Below are 18547 nucleotides of genomic sequence, written 5' to 3' on the forward strand. Positions count from 1 at the left end.
TTAAACGCACTTTCGCCGACCATCTGTCATTTGAGGCGAAGCGGCGGTTTTATTGACTTCGAGGTCAGCAGAACAACGACACAAATCCCTTGTGGGAGCGGGCTTGCTCGCGATAGCGACCGGTCAGTCAATGCAACGGTGAATGTCAGTCCGTCATCGCGAGCAAGCTCGCTCCCACAGGGGCTCGGTGATGACCCTGATATCAGTGACATCCCACAAGGGGTCTGCGCTGTCTTCAGGATCCGGGAACACCCTGCGCCACCCCGCCCTCCAGCTTGCGCCACAACAACCGGACATTGGCCTTGCGCACCAGGGCACAGCGGTAGAGGCGGATCTCCAGTGGGACGTGCCATTGCGCCCCGCCGCAGATCACCAGTTCGCCCCGGGCCAGTTCGGCGCGCACGCTCAGGTGCGGCACCCAGGCGATCCCGAGGCCTTCCAGGGCCATGCTTTTCAGGCTGTCGGCCATGGCTGTTTCATAGACAGTGGTGAAGCGCAGCGCGCGCTGGCGCAGGAGCTGATTGACCGAGCGTCCCAGAAACGCCCCGGCGCTGTAGGCCAGCAGCGGCACGCTGGCCTCGCCTTCGAGGTCGAACAGTGGGTTGCCGTCCGCATCCGCCGCACACACCGGGAGCATTTGGGTCTGGCCCAGGTGCAGCGACGGAAAGATCTCCGGGTCCATCTGCATCGCAGAGTCCGGATCATAGAAAGCCAGCATCAGGTCACAACCGCCCTCGCGCAGGGCGTGGACGGCGTCGCCCACGTTGGTCGCCACCAGGCGCGTGGCGATGTTCATGCCTTCGTTGCGCAGCTGCGCGATCCAACGCGGGAAGAAGCCCAGCGCCAGGGAATGCGCGGCGGCCACCTGGATGACCTCGCCCTGCCCGCCTTCCAGGTGATGCAGATGACGCAACACTTCACCCAGTTGCTCGACCACCGTGCGCGCCGTCACCAGGAACAACTGCCCGGCCGCCGTCAGTTCGATGGGCGTGCGCGAACGGTTGACCAGGGTCAGCCCCAGTGCCGCTTCAAGGCTGCGGATCCGGCGACTGAACGCCGGCTGCGTGACGAAGCGCCGCTCGGCCGCCTGGGAGAAACTGCGAGTCGCGGCCAGGGCACTGAAGTCCTCGAGCCATTTGCTTTCAAGATTCATCACGTCCTCCCACATGCACCAAAACGGGTCACACGCTCGCCATAACGCCGGCGTCACACCGGCATTATGCCGAATATGCATAGGGCAGTGTTTAACAGCATTGGCCCTAATTTGCATGCAGGCCTAGGATTCGAGGCGTTCCGGCTCAGACCGGGTCCTTATCGAGATGATTTCCGTCATGTCCTCCGCTGCATCTTTCCGCACAGAAAAAGACCTGCTTGGCGTACTCGAAGTACCGGCACAAGCGTACTACGGCATCCAGACCCTGCGAGCGGTGACCAACTTCCGCCTCTCCGGCGTTCCGATTTCGCATTACCCCAAGCTGGTGGTCGGTCTGGCCATGGTCAAGCAAGCCGCCGCCGATGCCAACCGCGAGTTGGGCCAGCTCAGCGAAGCCAAGCACGCCGCCATCAGCGAAGCCTGTGCACGATTGATCCGCGGTGATTTCCACGAAGAATTCGTGGTGGACATGATCCAGGGCGGCGCCGGCACGTCGACCAACATGAATGCCAACGAAGTCATCGCCAACATCGCGTTGGAGGTCATGGGCCACAACAAGGGCGAATATCAGTACCTGCACCCGAACAACGACGTGAACATGGCGCAGTCCACCAACGACGCCTACCCAACCGCGATCCGCCTGGGCCTGCTGCTGGGTCACGATGCGTTGCTGGCCAGCCTAGACAGCCTGATCCAGGCGTTCGCGGCCAAGGGTGAAGAATTCAGCCACGTCCTGAAAATGGGCCGCACCCAGCTGCAAGACGCCGTGCCGATGACCCTCGGCCAGGAATTCCGCGCCTTCGCCACCACCCTGGGCGAAGACCTGGCGCGCCTCAAGACCCTGGCACCCGAACTGCTCACCGAAGTGAACCTGGGCGGCACCGCCATCGGCACCGGCATCAACGCCGACCCGCGCTACCAGGCCCTGGCCGTACAGCGCCTGGCGACCATCAGCGGCCAGCCGCTGGTACCGGCCGCCGACCTGATCGAAGCCACCTCCGACATGGGCGCCTTCGTGCTGTTCTCCGGCATGCTCAAGCGCACCGCGGTCAAGCTGTCGAAGATCTGCAACGACCTGCGCCTGCTGTCCAGCGGCCCACGCACCGGCATCAACGAAATCAACCTGCCGGCCCGCCAGCCAGGCAGCTCGATCATGCCTGGCAAGGTCAACCCGGTGATCCCGGAAGCGGTCAACCAGGTGGCCTTCCAGATCATCGGCAACGACCTGGCCCTGACCATGGCAGCCGAAGGCGGCCAACTGCAGTTGAACGTGATGGAGCCGCTGATCGCCTTCAAGATCTTCGACTCGATCCGCCTGCTGCAACGGGCCATGGACATGCTGCGCGAGCACTGCATCGTCGGCATCACCGCCAACGAAGTGCGCTGCCGCGAGCTGGTCGAACACTCGATCGGCCTGGTCACTGCCCTGAACCCGTACATCGGCTATGAAAACGCCACCCGCATCGCCCGTGTCGCCCTGGAAAGTGGCCGCGGCGTGCTGGAACTGGTGCGTGAGGAAGGCTTGCTCGACGACGCCATGCTCGACGACATCCTGCGCCCGGAAAACATGATTGCTCCGCGCCTGGTCCCGCTCAAAGCGTGATCGACGCGACTAGGGTTTGTACGAAAGGTCGCCGAGCGGCGATCAGGCACTTTTCGTACAAAGCCAACGCTCACCAGGTCGAGGGACTAGACACCTCTCACCTTTTGAGGGCTTGGGGCTCGTCCCCAAGCCCTTTTTTTAATTGACCAGAGGCAGAAAAGAAGTCTGGAAGCTGAAGAAGGTGAGAGCGGGCTTGCTCGCGAAATGTGGTGTATCAGCACACGTCATGGCGGCTGACACCCTGCATTCGCGAGCAAGCCCGCTCCCACACAAAGCAGCTCCGCAGATGCCGGGCACTGAAAGGAGCCCGGTTGTTTCAAAGGTCCGTTTCGTCGGACGCACCACAACTGTGCAGACGGGCACCGCACTGATAGGTATAGTGCCGCCCCTCTTCGCATGCGCGGTCGTCGGTAGCGAGACCCCAACACATGCGAAACCCGAACTAATAACAAACCCGCGAAATGGACCGGGACGAAACATCGCCTCGCCTGTCGTGCCGTCCGCCGGCCGATGTAACGCGATGTTTCCAACTGGCCAGCATTTGCTTAAACAAAAAACAGCGAGGAATACTCATGCTCGAAGTCATCAACGACTTCCTTTCAGGGAAAGTGCTGATCGTGCTCATTGTTGGGCTCGGTAGCTACTTCACGATCCGCTCGCGTTTCGTCCAGTTCCGCCATTTCTTCCACATGTTCGCGGTGTTCCGTGACAGCCTCAGAAGCAGCGCTGGCCAACTCAGTTCCTTCCAGGCCCTGATGCTCAGCCTGGCCGGCCGCGTCGGCGCGGGCAACATCGCCGGTGTCGGCATCGCCGTGACCCTTGGCGGACCCGGCGCGGTGTTCTGGATGTGGGTGACCGCCCTGGTCGGCATGTCCAGCAGCTTCTTCGAGTGCTCCCTCGGCCAGCTCTACAAGCGCTGCGACTCCGAAGGCCAGTACCGTGGCGGCCCGTCCTACTACATCCAGCACGGCCTGCAGAAGCGCTGGCTGGGCATGATCATGGCCTTCCTGCTGCTGATCACCTTCGGTTTCGCCTTCAACGGCCTGCAAGCCCACGCCGTGACCCACTCGCTGAACAACGCCTTTGGCCTGGACACCACCTACACCGGCCTGGGCCTGGCGGTCCTGCTGGGCCTGGTGTTCATCGGCGGGATCAAGCGCATCGCCAAGGTCGCCGACCTGCTGGTACCGGTCAAAACCCTGGTGTACATCGGCGTGACCATCTACGTGATCGTGCTGCAATTCGACCACGTGCCGGCCATGCTCGCGACCATCGTCAAGAGCGCCTTCGGCCTGGATCAAGCCTTTGGTGGCCTGATCGGCAGCGCCATCGTGATGGGCGTCAAGCGCGGCGTGTTCGCCAACGAAGCCGGCCTGGGCAGTGCGCCTAACGTGGCGGCCGTGGCGTCGGTCGAGCACCCGGTCGCCCAGGGTGTGGTCCAGGCGTTCAGCGTGTTCCTGGACACCTTCGTGATCTGCACCTGCACTGCGCTGCTGATCCTGCTGTCCGGCTTCTATACCCCAGGTTTCGAAGGCGACGGCATTGCCCTGACCCAGAACTCCCTGGCGGCGGTCGTCGGTGACTGGGGCCGGATGTTCATCTCCGTGGCCCTGGCGTTGTTCGTCTTCACCTCGATCCTCTACAACTACTACCTGGGCGAGAACAACCTGCGCTTCATGCTGGGTGAGAACCGCAAGGCTCTGATCGCCTATCGCTCGCTGGTACTGGTGCTGATTTTCTGGGGTGCCATCGAAAACCTCAGCACCGTGTTCGCCTTCGCCGACATCACCATGACCCTGCTGGCGTTCGTGAACCTGATTGCGCTGTTCCTGCTGTTCAAGGTCGGCATGCGCATCCTGCGCGACTACGACAACCAGCGTTCGGCCGGTATCAAGGTGCCTGTCTTCGACTCCAGCCAGTTCCCCGACCTGGACCTGGACCGCAAGGCCTGGCCGGCCAACCCGTCGGCACCGGTTGCCAACCCTCAGGGCGCCCCGGCGGGCGTGGCCGCAGCGCAACGCTGATCGGCGACCACTGTTGAAAAACCGGGCGCATCCCCTGCGCCCGGCGTGACACAGCGTAAGGTCGGCGTCATGCTCGGCCTTATGTTGTGGCAGCCCATTGAAGCTGCCGTTTTCTTTCCTGGAGAACAACCATGAATGCCTCGACCTACCCTGCCGCCCAACACGTCATGGTGCTCTACACCGGCGGCACCATCGGTATGCAAGCCAGCGCCCACGGCCTGGCGCCTGCATCCGGTTTCGAAGCGCGGATGCGCGACTACCTGCACAGCCAACCCGAACTCGTCGTCCCGCAGTGGCGCTTCCGGGAAATGTCGCCTTTGATCGACAGCGCCAACATGACCCCGGACTACTGGCAGCAACTGCGCGAAGCGGTGGTCGAGGCGGTTGATGTGCAAGGGTGCGACAGCGTGCTGATCCTGCACGGCACCGACACCCTGGCCTACAGCGCTGCCGCGATGAGCTTCCAACTGCTCGGCCTGCACGCCCGCGTCTGCTTCACCGGCTCGATGTTGCCGGCGGGCGTGACCGACAGCGACGCCTGGGAAAACCTCAGCGGCGCCCTGGTCGCCCTCGGCCAGGGCCTGGCGCCGGGCGTGCACCTGTATTTCCATGGCGAGCTGCTGCCACCGACCCGCTGCGCGAAAGTGCGCAGCTTCGGCCGTCACCCGTTCAAGCGCCTGGAACGCCAGGGTGGCGGCGCCAAGGCGCCTTCCCTGCCGACGCAACTGAATTACAACCAGCCCAAGCGACTGGCGAACGTCGCGGCGCTGCCGCTGTTTCCCGGCATCAGCGCCGAAATCCTCGATGGCCTGTTGGGCAGCGGTATCCAGGGCCTGGTGCTGGAGTGCTACGGCAGCGGCACCGGGCCCAGCGACAACCCAGCCTTCCTTGCCAGCCTGCAGCGAGCGCGGGACAACGGCGTGGTCGTGGTGGCGGTGACCCAATGCCACGAAGGAGGCGTCGAGCTGGATGTGTACGAGGCCGGCAGCCGCCTGCGGGGCGTCGGCGTGTTGTCCGGTGGTGGCATGACCCGCGAAGCGGCGTTCGGCAAGGTGCAGGCGTTGATTGGCGCCGGCTTGCCGGTGGACGAGGTTCGCCGGTTGGTCGAGCTGGATTTGTGTGGCGAACTCGCCTGAGGTAGGCCCGTAACCTGTGGCGAGGGAGCTTGCTCCCGCTTGAGCGCGAAGCGCTCACAGCACAGAGGGAGCAAGCTCTCTCGCCACAGCATCCCTATGCCAACGAAAGGTACGGCACACAACTTGCTCGATCTCCAGCCTTCCCCAGGCTGGAAACGGACATGCTGCATTCCCACCTCACCACCCTCAACGCCGTCTCCCTGGTGCTCAACGCCTTCAAGCTCGAAGGGTTGCCCAGTGACGCCCTGTTGGCCGGCAGCGGCATCAGCACGGCGGACCTGAGCCGGGCCGACACGCGCATCACCACCAATCAGGAGATGCAGGTCTGCGCCAACGCCGTGGCCCTCAAGCGGGACATCGGCCTGGAACTGGGGCGGGACATGCACGTGTCCTCCTACGGCATGCTCGGCTATGCGCTGCTCACCAGTGCCACCTTAGGTGACGCTTTGCGCCTGGCGCTGCACTATCCGGCGCTATTGGGAACACTCTTTGAACTGAACCTGGACGACGATGGCGAGTACGTCTGGCTCAGCGCCAGCGACTATCGAGAGAACCCGGCCCTGGCGGTGTTCAACGCCGAGTTCTGCATGGTTTCGCTGAAAGTCATCTGCAACGACCTGCTCGGCCATCCGCTGCCCTTGCGCGCGGCACGCTTCGAACATGCGGCGCCGGATTACCAGGCCCGGTACAGCGCGCACTTCGATTGCCCGGTGCGCTTCAACAGCCTGGACAACGGGTTCGCCTTCGACCGCCAATGGCTCGGGCAACCCCTGCCCCTGGCCGACCCCATCACCCACCACGCCATGGCCGAACGTTGCCGCCGGCAGAACACCGAATTCACCGGCCGCCAAGCCTGGCTGGGGCGGATCCGCCAGTTACTCAGCGCTCAATTGGACGCCGCCCCCGGGCTGGAAAGCCTGGCCGAACAGATGAACTGCTCGGCGCGCACCTTACGCCGGCACCTCAAGGAGCTGGGTTGCAGCTACCAGGAGTTGCTGGACGAGCTGCGCTTCGAACGGGCCAAGCAGATGCTGTGCGAGGACCAACTGCCGATCTACCGGATCGCCGAGCTGCTCGGCTTCAGTGAAACCGCCAGCTTCCGCCACGCTTTCGTACGCTGGAGCGGCGTAGCGCCGAGCCAGTTCAGGCCTTGAGCCGTTCGATGAAGATTTAACTAGCCGCGCACAAACGCCCGGTGCAACGCGTCCACCGTCTGGAAGTGATAGGCCGGGCTTTCGGCACACAACTCCTCATGGCTGCCAAACCCATACCCCACCGCCGCCGCGTCCAGGCCATTGCTGCGGGCGCCGATCAGGTCGTGCTTGCGGTCGCCGATCATCAGGGTGCTGGCCGGGTCGAGGTTTTCTTCGGCCAGCAGGTGGGCGATCAGCTCGACCTTGTCGGTACGGGTGCCGTCCAGTTCGCTGCCGTAGATCACCTTGAAGTGCCGGGCGAAGTCGAAGTGGCGGGCGATCTCCCGGGCGAAGACCCAGGGCTTGGACGTCGCGATGTACAGCTGCCGGCCCTGCCCGCCCAGGGTTTCCAGCAACGGCATCACGCCGTCGAAGACGCGGTTTTCATAAAGCCCGGTGACCTTGAAACGCTCACGGTAGAAATTCACCGCCTCCCAGGCCTTCGCCTCATCGAAGCCATAAAACTGCATGAACGCCTGCAACAGCGGCGGGCCGATGAAATGTTCGAGGCGGGTCAGGTCGGGTTCGTCGATGCCCAGCTTGCTCAAGGCAAACTGGATCGAACGGGTGATGCCCTCGCGCGGGTCGGTGAGGGTGCCGTCGAGGTCGAAGAGTAGGGTTTGGTAGTGCATTAAAACTCCTGGGTGGTCATGCAGTTCACTCGAAGGGCTTGACTGAAACTGTGGCGAGGGGATTTATCCCCGCTGGGCTGCAGAGCAGCCCCTAACAAGCTGATCGCAATCGAACATGAAGCATCGCGCCAACTGGTTTGGGGCCGCTGCGCAGCCCAACGGGGATAAATCCCCTCGTCACAATGGTCATTCGACATGCTTAAGTGGGCGATTCAGATCCGGTCATAACCCTCGGCCAGGTGCAGGTCCTTGAGCTTCACGTAGTTCGCCGCGCTGTAGGTGAAGAACGCACGCTCCTTGTCGGTCAGTGGCCGGGCCTGTTTCACCGGGCTGCCGACGTACAGGAAGCCGCTCTCCAGCCGCTTGCCCGGCGGCACGAGGCTGCCGGCACCGATGATCACGTCGTCCTCGACCACGGCGCCATCCATCACGATGCTGCCCATGCCGATCAACACCCGGCTGCCCACGCTGCAGCCATGGAGCATGACCTTGTGGGCGATGGTCACGTCGTCGCCGACCCGCAATGGAAAACCGTCGGGGTTGAAAGGCCCGGCGTGGGTGATGTGCAGCACGCAGCCGTCCTGGACGCTGGTGCGGGCACCGATGCGGATATGGTGCATGTCGCCACGAATGACGGTCAGCGGCCAGACGGAGCTGTCTTCACCGATCTCGACGTCGCCGATCACCACCGCGGTGCTGTCGACAAAGGCGCCCCGGGCAAGCCGTGGGCTGTGGTTCTGGTACGTGCGAAGGGTCACGATAGGCTCTCTCTTTTCGGCTGATAGGTGCTGCTAGCTGCGGTGAGCGTCGATTGTAATTAAGATGGCCCCATGTTTCTTCCAGCCAAGGTGCCAACCGTGAGCGTGAACAACCCTCTTTTGCAACCCTATGACCTGCCGCCATTCTCGGCGATTCGTGCCGAGCATGTGCAACCGGCCATCGAGCAGATCCTGGCTGACAACCGCGCGGCCATCGCGCAAATCCTCAAGAGCCAGGGGCAGCAGCCGACCTGGGCCGGCCTGGTGCTGGCGATGGACGAACTCAATGACCGCCTCGGCGCTGCCTGGAGCCCGGTCAGCCATTTGAACGCCGTGCGTAACAGCCCCGAACTGCGCGAGGCCTACGAGGCCTGCCTGCCGGCGCTGAGTGCGTATTCCACCGAACTGGGCCAGAACCGCGAACTGTTCCAGGCATTCGAAGCCCTGGCGCGCAGCCCCGAAGCCGCCGGGTTCGACATCGCGCAAAAAACCATCCTCGAGCATTCCCTACGGGACTTCCGTCTGTCGGGTATCGACCTGCCGCCCGAGCAGCAGAAGCGCTACGCCGAGGTGCAAAGCACGTTGTCCGAGCTGGGCAGCCGCTTCTCCAACCAACTGCTGGACGCCACCCAGGCCTGGACCAAGCACGTCACTGACGAAGCCGCCCTCGCCGGCCTCACCGACTCGGCCAAGGCGCAGATGGCCGCCGCCGCGCAGGCCAAGGGGTTGGACGGCTGGCTGATCAACCTGGAATTCCCCAGCTACTACGCGGTGATGACCTACGCCGAAGACCGCGCCCTGCGTGAAGAGGTCTACGCGGCCTACTGCACCCGCGCCTCGGACCAGGGCCCGAATGCCGGCCAGAACGATAACGGCCCGGTGATGGAACAGATCCTCGACCTGCGCCAGGAGCTGGCCCAACTGCTGGGCTTCGCCAATTTCGCCGAGTTGAGCCTGGCGACCAAAATGGCTGAGTCCAGCGACCAGGTGCTCGGTTTCCTGCGGGACCTGGCCAAGCGCAGCAAACCGTTCGCCGCACAGGACCTGGAGCAGTTGAAGGCCTTCGCCGCCGAACAGGGCTGCCCCGACCTGCAAAGCTGGGACAGCGGCTTCTATGGCGAAAAACTGCGCCAGCAGCGCTACAGCGTTGCCCAGGAAGCCCTGCGTGCCTACTTCCCGATCGACAAGGTACTGGGCGGCCTGTTCGCCATCGTGCAACGCCTCTATGGCATCGAGATCGCCGAACTGAAAGGTTTCGACACCTGGCACCCGGACGTTCGCCTGTTCGAGATCAAGGAGAATGGCCAACACGTCGGCCGTTTCTTCTTCGACCTCTATGCCCGCGCCAACAAACGCGGCGGTGCCTGGATGGATGGCGCGCGCGACCATCGGCGCACCCTCGACGGCTCGCTGCAAAGCCCGGTGGCCAACCTGGTGTGCAACTTCACCCCGGCCGACAGCGGCAAGCCGGCGCTGCTGACCCACGACGAGGTCACCACGCTGTTCCACGAATTCGGCCATGGCCTGCACCACCTGCTGACCCGTGTCGAGCATGCAGGCGTGTCCGGCATCAACGGCGTGGCCTGGGATGCCGTGGAGCTGCCGAGCCAGTTCATGGAAAACTGGTGCTGGGAGCCCGAAGGCCTGGCGCTGATTTCCGGCCACTATGAAACCGGCGAACCGCTGCCCCAGGACCTGCTGGAAAAAATGCTCGCGGCGAAAAACTTCCAGTCCGGCCTGATGATGGTCCGTCAACTGGAGTTCTCGCTGTTCGACTTCGAGCTGCACGCGACCCACGGCGACGGCCGCAGCGTGCTGCAAGTGCTCGAAGGCGTGCGCGACGAGGTGTCGGTCATGAGGCCGCCGGCCTACAACCGCTTCCCCAACAGCTTCGCGCACATCTTTGCCGGCGGCTACGCGGCGGGCTACTACAGCTACAAATGGGCGGAAGTGTTGTCGGCCGACGCGTTCTCGAAGTTCGAAGAGGACGGCGTGCTCAACGCCGACACCGGCCGCGCGTTCCGCGAAGCCATCCTCGCCCGCGGCGGCTCGCAAGAGCCGATGGTGCTGTTCGTCGACTTCCGTGGCCGTGAGCCGTCGATTGACGCACTCTTGCGCCATAGCGGCCTGACCGAGGACGCGGCAGCATGAGCGAGGGGCCTGTGATCACCAAACGACGCTTCATCGCCGGGGCGGTCTGCCCGGCGTGCAGTGAGCCGGACAAGCTGATGATGTGGAACGAAGACGGCGTACCCCACCGCGAATGCGTGGCCTGCGGTTATTCCGACACACTCAACGAGCAAGGCCTGTCGGTGCCCAAGGAACTGGGCACGCGCGTCAACACCTCGGCGCCCAAGGTGCCGGACGCCAAGGTCCAGGCGGTGCAGTTCTTCCCCAACCCCAAGTTGAAGAAGAAAACCGACTGAAACCTGCGGTGTGACCTCCCGACCCGCCCGGAAGATCACACCACAGGCCATACATAGTTACCGCCCGGCACGCGGCCTTCCTTCCCAGACTGTCCAGCACGTACAGACTGACAGGAAGGCCTCATGCCCGACGACAACCCGCTGTTGCAGGCCTATGACCTGCCCCCGTTCGCACGGATCCAGGCCCGCCATTTCTCGCCGGCCCTCGACCGGATCCTGGCCGAGAGCCGCGCCCAAGTGGCCGACATCATCAAGACCCAGACGCCCTTTCCCACGTGGGACGACCTCGTGTTGGCCATGGACGCCATCCATTCGCGACTGGAGGGTTTCGGATATCTGCTGCACCTGCTGACCTCGACCCGCACAGGGGACGCCTGGGCGCAGGTGGCCCTCGATTGCAGCGAACGGCTGCATGATTTCCAAGCCTGGCTGAAACGCCATCCCACGCTGTTCACGCTCTACCGGCGCCTGGCGGACAGCGCGATCGCCCGGCATTTTTCACCGGCGCGCAAGCGAGTGCTGGAGAAAATCCTGCGGCGCTTGCACCACAGCGGCGCGGCGGAGAGCTTGCCGGCCGACCTGGGCGTGTTGAAGCTGCGCATCAAGGAAGTCCAGGGATTGTTCCTGGAGAACCTGCACATGGCCACCCAGGCCTGGCGCATGACGTTTGACGATGAAGCCCGGTTGCGTGGCCTGCCGACCCGGTTCAAGCGGCAGATGGCCCGCCAGGCGCGGGAAGCCGGGCACGGCGGATGGCTGCTGCCCCTCAGCGACGAGGCGTATGGCCTCGTCAGCCAATACGCCGACGATCGCTTGCTGCGCCAGCAGGTGCACGAAGCCTACAGCACCCGCGCATCGGATCAGGGACCCCACGCGGGGCAGTTCGACAACAGCGACATGCTCCGGCAATTGCTCGATGACCGGCATCGGTACGCCACGTCCCTGGGCTACACCGACTTTGCCCAGATGGCGATCGAGCCGGAGCAAGCCGCGTCCACCGAAGAAGTGCGAGCGTTCCTGCGGCGCCAACTCGAACGCCAGCAGCGTCACCTCAAGCGCGACGCCGACCAGCTCAAGGCGTTTGCCGCGCAGCAAGGCCTCGACGAACTCCAGCCTTGGGATTACCCGTACCTGGCCAACCAACTTCGCCAGCAAGCGGCCGGCGCATCCAAGGAGGCGCTGAGCGTCTGGTTCGCACTGGACGCCACTTTTGCACAGCTGTTGCAGATGGCCACGACGCTGTTCGGCGTCGACTTCGTCGAGCGCCAGGAGGTGGCGACCTGGCACCCGGACGTGCGTCTTTACGAGGTCCGAGAATGGGGGGCGGTGATCGGCTACCTGTATTTCGATCCGTTTTCGGCCCCCAACCGAGACGGTTTCCCCCACACCAGCACCCTGCGAAACCGCCATATCACCGCCGAGGGCCGCCCCCGACACCCCATTGCCGTACTGCATGGCTGGCTGCCGCGCAGCGAGGGGCCGGAGCCGGTGCTGCTCGACCACCTGCAACTGCGCATCCTGTTCCACGAGTTCGGCCATTGCCTGCAGCATGTGTTGACCCGCGCCGACTATCGCGACCTGTCGGGCATCAACGGCCTGTCTCGCGACACCGCCGAGTTTGCCGGGGTCTTGTTCGAGCAATGGTGTTTTTCCAGGCAGGGCCTGGTGCGCGTCGCGCGGCACTACCAGAGCGGCGAAGCCATGCCCGACACGGTCGCCGACCAGTTGCTGACCTTCACCCGGACCCAGGCCAGTTGGGAAACCGCCGTGCTGTTGCGCAACGCGCTGTTCGACCTGGAACTGCACCGCACCCACGGCGACGGGCGCAGCGCCCAGCAGGTCTTCGATCAAGCCAACGCTCAATTGCAGCACCTGCCGGTGACCGCGCCCGAACGCTGGCCCAACAGCCTGGATTACCTGGTGACCGGCTACGAGGCAAAGCTCTACGCCTACGCCTGGACGAAGGAGCTGGCCGCCAGTGTGTTCCACCGGTTCAAGCGCGAGGGGCTGTTCAACCCGGCCACCGGCCGCGCACTGCGTGAAATCATTTTTGCACCGGGGGACTCGCGACCGTTGTCCGAATCCATCGCCGCCTTTGCAGGCGCACCGCCAATCAGTGGTCCGGCCGGACCATCTGCGGATCGAGGTGCGGGGCCGAGACGGTCGAGTTGACCCAGCTTTCCAGGGAACACAGCGCGAAGACGCTGGTGCTGCAGTCACCGTTCGCCAACGCCAGACGGAGTTTCTCCACATCGGCCTGCATCACGTAACGAACACCGTCCTTGAAGTGATGGCTGTCACCGAAGCCGCCCTCTGTCATTTCGTTCAAGGCGTCCTCTTTGCTCCAGCCCTGCACCACCACCCGGTACATGGCCGCCACCAGCCCGGTTCGATCCGAGCCGTGCTTGCAGTGCATCAGCACCGGCCCCTTGGCTTCCGCGGCCTGGACGGCGCGCAGGGCGCGAAGGATGTCGCTGTCGTCGACGTGATTGGTGCGATAAGGCAGCCGGACCTGTTCAATACCAGGGTCGGAGAGCCAGCGCGCATCCGATTCCGGCAGGAACGTGATAACCGTGCCGATCCGCAGCTTCGTCAGCAATGGCATAGCGCCGCCGTTCGGCAAGGAGCTGCGGTAAAGCGTGGGCGACATCTGGTAAAGGTTGTAATCCTTTTCCACAGGCTGCGCCCACTCAGGGGGCCGCGTCTGCACGGCATCCGCCACCTGGGCGGGCATTTCGGCCAGCCCAATGAGCAAGGCCAGGCAACACAGTGAACGGGAGCAGAGCTTGAACATGCACGGACGACCGGAAACAAAAGGGTTCGAAGGTGCGCAGTGTCGGCTCGCTCCGGTTAAAAACCCGTAAGCAGGACGTCAAAGTGTTGTGAATTGCGTTCGGTGATGACCGGGCCGCTGAATGGCACTGGTCCAAAGGCAGAGGGCGATATACTGTATGTTCATACAGCTTCGGAGTATTAGCCATGTCAGCCCCCCTGCCGCCACGTGGCCGTGGCACCGCGGCCAACCCGCACAACCGCTTTGCCCCCAGCCGCTCGGTGGTCGAGGATGACGGCTGGTATCAGGAAGTGCCGCCGACCCAGGGCACCGAAATCCGCTTCGAAACGGCGAAGACCATCATCACCCGCAACACCTCGCCGGACATCCCTTTCGATCGCTCGATCAACCCCTACCGCGGCTGTGAGCACGGCTGCATCTACTGTTACGCCCGTCCCAGCCATGCGTACTGGGACATGTCGCCGGGGCTGGATTTCGAAACCCGGCTGATCGCCAAGAGCAACGCCGCCGATGTGCTGGAAGAACAGCTGTCCAAGCGTGGCTATCAATGCGCGCCGATCAACCTGGGCTCCAACACCGACCCCTACCAGCCCATCGAGCGCGAGCAGCGCATCACCCGCAGGGTCCTGGAAGTGCTGCTGCGCTACCGCCATCCGGTGACCATCGTGACCAAGGGCTCGCTGATTCTGCGCGACCTGGACCTGCTCACGGAACTGGCCCGCCAGCGGCTGGTGGCGGTGATGATCAGCCTCACCACCCTGGACGATGAGCTCAAGCGCATTCTCGAACCGCGCGCGGCGGCGCCCAAGGCGCGGTTGCGGGCAATCAAGGTCATGCGCGAGGCCGGCATCCCGGTGGGGGTGCTGTGTGCACCGATGATCCCGATGATCAACGACAGCGAGATCGAAGCCCTGCTGGCCGAAGCCCACGCCGCCGGCGCCCAGTCGGCGTCGTACATCATGTTGCGCCTGCCCTTGGAGGTGGCGCCGCTGTTCGAGCAATGGCTGCAGGCGCACTACCCGCAGCGCGCCGCCCACGTGATGAGCCTGGTCCGCCAGAGCCGTGGTGGCGAACTGTACGACAGCCAGTTCGGCAGCCGCATGCGCGGCGAAGGCCCCTTCGCCGACCTGCTGGCCCAGCGTTTCACCAAGGCGATCAAGCGCCTGGGGCTGGATCGGCGCGAAGGCTACACGCTCGATTGCGACGCCTTTTGTCCGCCGGGCCGACAAATGTCCTTGATTTGAATACAGTTGACCTTGAAACAGCGTTAAAACAACGTTCACACACCGTTCACACACCGGGGCCAGGCCCCGTTGGGTTGTGATTCATGCCTTGTAATCTACGTCCTAGAGCCGTTGATTCAGTTTGAGTTAAGTTTCGGCCGCTACCTTGTTTCACGAGTGACTGACGGGTCGAACCCATCGACCTGGACGTTTTTTAACCAGCCACTAGTGGCCAGTGTGACTGGATCCGTCACGTTGGACACCGAACCGTCAAAGAGGATGAATCATGAGTGACAAGGATAAACAGCCGTTGGCTGCGTCGGCTTCAGCCCAACCCGAGGCGGAGACCGCCGATGCAGCGCTGCAGCATATTGTTGACGGCTTTTTGCATTTCCATCACGAAGTCTTCCCACAGCAGGAAGAGCTTTTCAAGAAACTCGCCACCGCCCAATCTCCCCGGGCGATGTTCATCACCTGCGCGGACTCGCGCATCGTGCCCGAGTTGATCACCCACAGTTCCCCCGGCGACCTGTTCGTCACCCGTAACGTCGGCAACGTCGTCCCGCCCTACGGGCAGATGAACGGCGGCGTGTCCACGGCCATCGAGTACGCCGTGCTGGCCCTCGGTGTGCAGCACATCATTGTCTGCGGCCATTCCGATTGCGGTGCCATGCGTGCCGTACTCAATCCGCAAACCCTGGAAAAGATGCCCACGGTCAAAGCCTGGCTGCGCCACGCCGAAGTGGCCAAGACCATGGTCCATGACAACTGCCCGTGCGGCGACGAAAAACAGACCATGCCCATCCTCACCGAAGAGAACGTGATCGCACAGTTGCAGCACTTGCGAACGCACCCCTCGGTGGCCTCACGCATGGCCAGCGGCCAGCTGTTCATCCATGGCTGGGTGTACAACATCGAGACCAGCGAGATCAAAGCCTTCGACGCGGACCGGGGTTGTTTCCTGCCGCTCGACGGTAGCCGACCGATCCCGGTGGCGACGCCCAAAGCGCGCTTCTAACCGCTCCTAATACCATCCTTGCGTGGAACAAAGCCTGCCGCCCTTTCGGCGGTCGGGCCTTGCCATGCCTGAAGAAACTTCGGGAGAGTCGCCATGCGTGCTGCTCAATTAAAAGCTGTTCTGCCACGCGAGCTACTCGCTTCCGTGGTTGTGTTCCTGGTGGCGCTGCCCTTGTGCATGGGCATTGCCATCGCCTCCGGCCTGCCGCCCGCCAAAGGGCTGGTCACCGGCATCATCGGGGGTCTGGTGGTGGGTTTCCTCGCCGGCTCCAAATTGCAGGTCAGTGGCCCGGCCGCCGGGTTGGCGGTGCTGGTCTTCGAACTGGTGCGCCAACATGGCGTGGCGATGCTCGGGCCGATCCTGCTGCTGGCCGGGCTCCTGCAACTGCTGGCCGGGCGCTTTCGCCTCGGCTGCTGGTTCCGGGTGACCGCACCGGCGGTGGTCTACGGGATGCTGGCGGGCATCGGCGTGCTGATCGTGTTGTCCCAGGTCCATGTGATGCTCGACGCGGCGCCCAAGCCGTCCGGGCTGGATAACCTGCTGGCCTTCCCGGCTGCGGTGGGCCAGGCCTTGCCGTCCTTCGGCTGGCAGGCCGGGCTGCTCGGCCTGTCGACGATTGCGGTGATGTGGCTGTGGGAAAAGTTTCGTCCCCACAGCCTGCGCTTCGTCCCCGGCGCCTTGCTCGGCGTAGGCCTGGCGACCATCGCCAGCCTGCTGCTGGCCTTGCAGGTCAAACGCGTGGAAGTCCCGGAAAACCTCGCCGACGCCATCGACTGGCTACGCCCGGCGGACCTATTGAACCTGGCTGACCCGACGGTGCTGATTGCCGCCTTCGCGGTCGCGTTCATCGCCAGCGCCGAAACCCTGTTGTCGGCAGCGGCGGTGGATCGCATGCACAGCGGCGAACGGGCGGACTTCGACCGGGAACTCTCGGCCCAAGGCATCGGCAACATGCTGTGCGGCCTGGTCGGCGCCTTGCCGATGACCGGTGTGATCGTGCGCAGCTCCGCCAACGTCCAGGCCGGGGCAACCACCCGGATGTCGACGATTTTCCACGGCCTGTGGCTGTTGCTGTTCGTGTTGCTGCTGTCCAGTGTGCTGCAGAGCATTCCGGTGGCGAGCCTGGCGGGGGTGCTGGTGTACACCGGTTTCAAACTGGTGGACGTCAAGGCCTTTCGAAACCTGGGCCGCTATGGCCGGATGCCGATGTTCACCTACGCCGCCACGGCGCTGGCCATCATCTTCACCGACCTGCTGACCGGCGTGCTGATCGGTTTCGGCCTGACCCTGGCGAAACTGGCCTGGAAAGCCTCGCGGTTGAAGATCAGCCTGATCGACCTGCCCCAGGAAGGTGAGATGGAACTGCGGCTGGTGGGCGCGGCGACCTTCCTCAAGGTCCCGGCGCTGACCCAGGTGCTGGACACCCTGCCCGAGGGCGTGACGGTGCATGTACCGCTCAATAACCTGAGCTACATCGACCATTCGTGCCTGGAGCTGTTGGAAGAATGGGGCCGGGCGAATGCCAGCAAGGGCTCGAAGCTGTTGATCGAATCCCGCGGGCTCAAGCGTCGGCTGGAGGGGCGGTTGCGCACGACCGTCGGGGTGGGCGCAGCTTCTGCCTGATATCCCCAATCAGTGTGGGAGCGAGCTTGCTCGCGATAGCGGCGTATCAGTCAACGTCAATGTTGGCAGATCCAATGCCATCGCGAGCAAGCTCGCTCCCACAGGGGGTTTGTGAGGATACAGCTCTGGATCAAGCCGCTGGCTGATCCAGCTCCAGGCCCAGGCCCAGGCGGCGTGACATGCATGGCCAGCGCTTCCACGCGGCGCCGGTGTTCGGGCTGCTGAGCTTCTCGCGGTAGGTTTCCACCGACTCCAGGGCGAACGTCTCGTCGTTGAGCATCTCGTCGAAGGCGTGATGCACCACTTCATCGAGTTGGTTGGCAAAGGCTTCGCCGATCAACTGGTGGGCAATCAGATTGGCGACCGTCATGTCCAGGGGGATCAGTGGCTGGCCGAAATGCTTGATGTACAGGTCATTGACCTCTTCGACGAATCGATGGGCCAGGTAGGCTTCGTCCAGCAGGCTGTCGAGCCCGACATGGCCGGCCATGATCGTCGGCGGCTGGAGGAAGTACTGTTCGGCGATCTTCAGGACCGGCTTGATCTGCGGCTCGATGCCCGCCTCTTTGGCGACTTCGTTGGCGGCATCCAGCAGGTCAGGCACTTCATCGATGTAGGCGGCGACAAAGCGCGCCAGGACGGCGTTGGCATTCGCCTCGGGCAATTGGATAGCACGGTGCAGGTGAGGTAACTGGTTTTCCAACTGACGGGCCAACTGGCCGGTCTGGGCTTCGTGTTGTTGGGCTTTTTGGATCTGCTCGCGCAATGCGGCGGTGTTCATGACAACTCCAGGGAAACAAAGGCAATGAAATAGGGAAGACATAACTTAGCTGGCGCAAACACACTCCTAAGACCTATTTTTCATAATTGCGCTCTTCCTTGATGCGTCACAGTTATATCGGTTTGCCATCACTCAAGGCCGAATGGTTCTCCATTCGCGGTCCCTGGCGCAAGTCCCCCTGTT

General features: G+C 63.4%; 15 protein-coding genes. 10 read left to right on the forward strand and 5 right to left on the reverse strand.

The window, feature by feature from the left end:
* Positions 1-235 precede the first annotated feature (235 nt).
* Positions 236-1153: a LysR substrate-binding domain-containing protein gene (locus KI241_RS27010; protein WP_047735729.1), complete on the reverse strand. Its 918-nt coding sequence runs from the start codon at positions 1151-1153 to the stop codon at positions 236-238.
* 178 nt (positions 1154-1331) lie between these two features.
* Between KI241_RS27010 and aspA the strand changes: the two genes are divergently transcribed.
* The 4 genes from aspA (at position 1332) to KI241_RS27030 (ending at position 7070) form a co-directional block, all read left to right on the forward strand.
* Positions 1332-2756 carry an aspartate ammonia-lyase gene (aspA, locus tag KI241_RS27015; RefSeq protein WP_042731957.1) on the forward strand — a complete coding sequence of 475 codons (1425 nt, stop codon included), beginning with the start codon at positions 1332-1334 and terminating at the stop codon, positions 2754-2756.
* 572 nt (positions 2757-3328) lie between these two features.
* Positions 3329-4780 (forward strand): alanine/glycine:cation symporter family protein, encoded by a 1452-nt coding sequence (locus KI241_RS27020; protein ID WP_042731958.1) that lies wholly within the window; start codon positions 3329-3331, stop codon positions 4778-4780.
* Positions 4781-4911: 131 nt separating this feature from the next.
* On the forward strand, positions 4912-5916 hold the full coding sequence (locus KI241_RS27025; RefSeq protein WP_042731959.1) for an asparaginase: 1005 nt from the start codon (positions 4912-4914) through the stop codon (positions 5914-5916).
* 161 nt (positions 5917-6077) lie between these two features.
* On the forward strand, positions 6078-7070 hold the full coding sequence (locus tag KI241_RS27030; protein WP_042731960.1) for an AraC family transcriptional regulator: 993 nt from the start codon (positions 6078-6080) through the stop codon (positions 7068-7070).
* A gap of 20 nt (positions 7071-7090) precedes the next feature.
* Here the strand turns inward: KI241_RS27030 and KI241_RS27035 are convergent, their stop codons facing one another.
* Complete coding sequence (locus KI241_RS27035) at positions 7091-7741, reverse strand: HAD family hydrolase (RefSeq protein ID WP_053150401.1); 651 nt, start codon at positions 7739-7741, stop codon at positions 7091-7093.
* Positions 7742-7953: 212 nt separating this feature from the next.
* Positions 7954-8499 carry a gamma carbonic anhydrase family protein gene (locus KI241_RS27040; RefSeq protein WP_042732622.1) on the reverse strand — a complete coding sequence of 182 codons (546 nt, stop codon included), beginning with the start codon at positions 8497-8499 and terminating at the stop codon, positions 7954-7956.
* A 72-nt stretch (positions 8500-8571) separates the two neighbouring features.
* Here KI241_RS27040 and prlC point away from each other — a divergent pair, with 72 nt between their 5' ends.
* The 3 genes from prlC (at position 8572) to KI241_RS27055 (ending at position 13097) form a co-directional block, all read left to right on the forward strand.
* Entirely contained in the window at positions 8572-10650 is a 2079-nt protein-coding gene (gene prlC, locus KI241_RS27045; RefSeq protein ID WP_185057677.1) for an oligopeptidase A, read from the forward strand.
* Positions 10647-10925: a YheV family putative zinc ribbon protein gene (locus tag KI241_RS27050; protein WP_042732621.1), complete on the forward strand. Its 279-nt coding sequence runs from the start codon at positions 10647-10649 to the stop codon at positions 10923-10925. Before prlC ends, KI241_RS27050 begins: the two co-directional genes overlap by 4 nt.
* 123 nt (positions 10926-11048) lie before the next feature.
* Complete coding sequence (locus tag KI241_RS27055) at positions 11049-13097, forward strand: M3 family metallopeptidase (RefSeq protein ID WP_212803157.1); 2049 nt, start codon at positions 11049-11051, stop codon at positions 13095-13097.
* Here the strand turns inward: KI241_RS27055 and KI241_RS27060 are convergent.
* The gene (locus KI241_RS27060) at positions 13039-13719 is read right to left on the reverse strand and encodes a tyrosine-protein phosphatase (protein WP_212803158.1); all 681 of its coding nucleotides are present in this window, start codon (positions 13717-13719) and stop codon (positions 13039-13041) included. The two genes, KI241_RS27055 and KI241_RS27060, sit on opposite strands and share 59 nt — an antisense overlap.
* Before the next feature lie 185 nt (positions 13720-13904).
* On the opposite strand from KI241_RS27060, the gene KI241_RS27065 reads away from it, so the two are divergent.
* The 3 genes from KI241_RS27065 (at position 13905) to KI241_RS27075 (ending at position 17583) form a co-directional block, all read left to right on the forward strand.
* Positions 13905-14963 carry a PA0069 family radical SAM protein gene (locus tag KI241_RS27065; RefSeq protein WP_042731245.1) on the forward strand — a complete coding sequence of 353 codons (1059 nt, stop codon included), beginning with the start codon at positions 13905-13907 and terminating at the stop codon, positions 14961-14963.
* Positions 14964-15228: 265 nt separating this feature from the next.
* Entirely contained in the window at positions 15229-15960 is a 732-nt protein-coding gene (locus KI241_RS27070) for a carbonic anhydrase (protein WP_042731244.1), read from the forward strand.
* Between the two features lie 93 nt (positions 15961-16053).
* Complete coding sequence (locus KI241_RS27075) at positions 16054-17583, forward strand: SulP family inorganic anion transporter (protein ID WP_042731243.1); 1530 nt, start codon at positions 16054-16056, stop codon at positions 17581-17583.
* Between the two features lie 130 nt (positions 17584-17713).
* On the opposite strand, the gene KI241_RS27080 is transcribed toward KI241_RS27075, so the two are convergent.
* Positions 17714-18364 carry a hypothetical protein gene (locus KI241_RS27080; protein WP_042731242.1) on the reverse strand — a complete coding sequence of 217 codons (651 nt, stop codon included), beginning with the start codon at positions 18362-18364 and terminating at the stop codon, positions 17714-17716.
* Between the last annotated feature and the right edge of the window lie 183 nt (positions 18365-18547).

Source organism: Pseudomonas sp. Cab53 (assembly GCF_018325965.1).
GTDB classification, from domain to species: Bacteria; Pseudomonadota; Gammaproteobacteria; order Pseudomonadales; family Pseudomonadaceae; genus Aquipseudomonas; species Aquipseudomonas chlororaphis_E.